This is a genomic window from Elizabethkingia argenteiflava (assembly GCF_009904105.1).
Lineage (GTDB): Bacteria > Bacteroidota > Bacteroidia > Flavobacteriales > Weeksellaceae > Elizabethkingia > Elizabethkingia argenteiflava.
The window spans coordinates 1-2,239 of the sequence record NZ_JAAABJ010000563.1; the positions used below are offsets into that span (position 1 = coordinate 1).

The window sequence follows — 2,239 nt, forward strand, 5'->3', positions numbered from 1 at the left end:
ACAACACAAAATGGAGAAGATAGCAAGTGATCACTGGAAAAGCTACCAAAGCATTGTTGCTAAAGAGAAGCATCTTCAGACAAAAGCAGAAACATTTACCGTAGAAGCTTATAATAATTTGTTTAGGTATTTTTTAGCAAGAATGAGAAGAAAGTCCAATGCTATTCTAGAAAAATAGAAATGCTCAGATGAGCGATACTTCTATTAATGCACCATCGTAATAAAAGCACTATCTGTATTTGATTATCAATACCTTATCAAGAACAAAAAACAAATAGAGAATTCAGGTTTTTAACCAATGAGATTGAGATTTCAGTTAAGGAAGTTCTCATTATGATCTTACACAATGGGATATTCAAGTATTTTCCAAATTCATGAAAAAAGAACTGAATTTAAGCCTTTTGTTTCTGTAAATAAGAATAAAATTGAAATAATAATAGTGGCTATAGTACAGCCATGTTTTTGCATATTTATAAAAGAGCCAATATGGGGGCTACAAAATGAGCAAATAATCTGCAGCAATAGATTTAAGGAATGTGCTAATTTAAATTTTAATTCTTTTGCCTCCTGTATATCGCAAAAAGTATCCAAAATATATGTATAAAAAATGAAAAGAATTTTATTCCGAATAGGACGATCTATCTGGGGTAGTTTTTTTATTTTTGAAGTATGAACCAAAAGGGCAAGCTTCTTATCTCCATTGTCGGACCTACCGGTATAGGTAAAACACGTTTAGCGATCCAAATCGCACAGTACCTACAAACTGAAATTGTTTCGTGTGATGCTCGGCAGTTTTTTAGAGAAATGCCTATTGGTACGGCTATGCCTGATGATGATGAGCTGGCGGCAGCCCCTCATCATTTTATTGCAAATCTCAGTATTCAGGATGAATATTCTATCGGGAAATATGAAAAAGATGCCTTGGAAAAATTAGAAGTCCTTTTTCAGAAACATAATGCAGTTGTTTTAGTAGGGGGATCTGGAATGTATGAAAAGGCGGTTGTAGAGGGGTTAGATCGTTTACCAGAAGCACAGCAAATACATATACGTAAGCTAGAAGAGCTATTAGAGAAAGAAGGCCTTACTAAATTACAACAACTTTTGAAAGAAGCCGATCCTGAGTATTTTAAAAAGGCTGATATTGAAAACCCTCGCCGTTTATTTCGAGCGTTGGATATTTATTGGCAAACCGGAAAACCCTATTCTCATTTTTTAAATTCCTTAAAACCTAAACGAGATTTTAAGATATTAAGAATTGGAATCGATGCCCCCCGAGATGTTTTATATCAACGTATTAATCAGCGAGTAGATATTATGATGGATAAAGGGCTACTGGAGGAAGTAAAAAAACTGTTTACTTTTCGTAAAAAAAGAGCCTTACAAACCGTCGGCTATACAGAGTTATTTAAATATATAGCAGGAGAGTGGACACTAGATTTTGCGGTGGAAGAAATCAAGAAAAATACGAGGCGTTATGCAAAGCGACAACTTACCTGGTATAGAAAATCCGAAAACATTCATTATTTACCGCTGGGCTATACTCAGTATGACCTTGAGCTCTTGTTGGCTCAAGAGATGTAATAGATTCGCTTTTTTTATTGGTTATCGAGGGTGGATCAGCCGTGATATCAATAAAAAATAATCTTCTTTTTGCCATAAAAAGGAATGTTGTATTCTTTTCTAATTTTTTTGCATTTATTGGTTCGGAGCATTGAAAAATCTGTATTGTCGGAGAAGTTGTTCACGCTGTTAATTAGACTTGCCTGATGAGCAGAAAACCAGATTAATTTGACTGTGTATTCATCATGGATAAGGAAAGATGCTTAGGCAGATCTTTTATGGCTAACTCATTATAATTTGTTATCCTAATGTAGTTATAAAAATATAGCGTCTCTCATTTCTGAATTCAGTTTCTTTTGAAAGGATGGTACTCCTGGTAAAAGCACCATCCACTTCCTTATAGATTGTTGTTATAAATTTTATTTTTGGAGTTCTTTTACAATTTGTTGATCCAAAGTAGCAAAGGTAATAGGACCTTGATTATCATTCATCGTTGAAAATTTATTAAATAGTATGCGGTTCACAGCATTGTTGGGTAGATTTTGGAATCTATTTGTAAACTCCCCCATAAATAGTACGACTATAATTTAGACAAAAAGTTTAAATTTAGGATTATATATTATGAAAAAGAAACAATTCAGTGCGAATCAGATTTCCAGTATTTTGAAAGAATTCGATA

Annotated in this window: 3 protein-coding genes; 2 read left to right on the forward strand and 1 reads right to left on the reverse strand. The window is 33.5% G+C overall.

Features of this window, described 5'->3' with window-relative positions; genetic code table 11:
* Window positions 1–10: 10 nt before the first annotated feature.
* Together GNY06_RS15230 and miaA are read left to right on the forward strand one after the other, a co-directional pair.
* Window positions 11–178: an IS1 family transposase gene (locus tag GNY06_RS15230; protein ID WP_166519866.1), complete on the forward strand. Its 168-nt coding sequence runs from the start codon at window positions 11–13 to the stop codon at window positions 176–178.
* Between the two features lie 491 nt (window positions 179–669).
* Window positions 670–1,581, forward strand: coding sequence for a tRNA (adenosine(37)-N6)-dimethylallyltransferase MiaA (gene miaA / locus GNY06_RS09500; protein WP_166519867.1), 912 nt, complete (start codon window positions 670–672; stop codon window positions 1,579–1,581).
* A gap of 398 nt (window positions 1,582–1,979) precedes the next feature.
* Here the strand turns inward: miaA and GNY06_RS09505 are convergent, their stop codons facing one another.
* Window positions 1,980–2,129, reverse strand: a complete 150-nt coding sequence (locus tag GNY06_RS09505; protein ID WP_166519868.1) for a hypothetical protein — start codon at window positions 2,127–2,129, stop codon at window positions 1,980–1,982.
* Window positions 2,130–2,239 lie beyond the last annotated feature (110 nt).

Coding starts and splice junctions, on each gene's coding strand:
- miaA (WP_166519867.1), top strand. CDS start 670: ATGAACCAAAAGGGCAAGCTTCTTATCTCCATTGTCGGACCTACCGGT.
- GNY06_RS15230 (WP_166519866.1), top strand. CDS start 11: ATGGAGAAGATAGCAAGTGATCACTGGAAAAGCTACCAAAGCATTGTT.
- GNY06_RS09505 (WP_166519868.1), bottom strand. CDS start 2,129: ATGGGGGAGTTTACAAATAGATTCCAAAATCTACCCAACAATGCTGTG.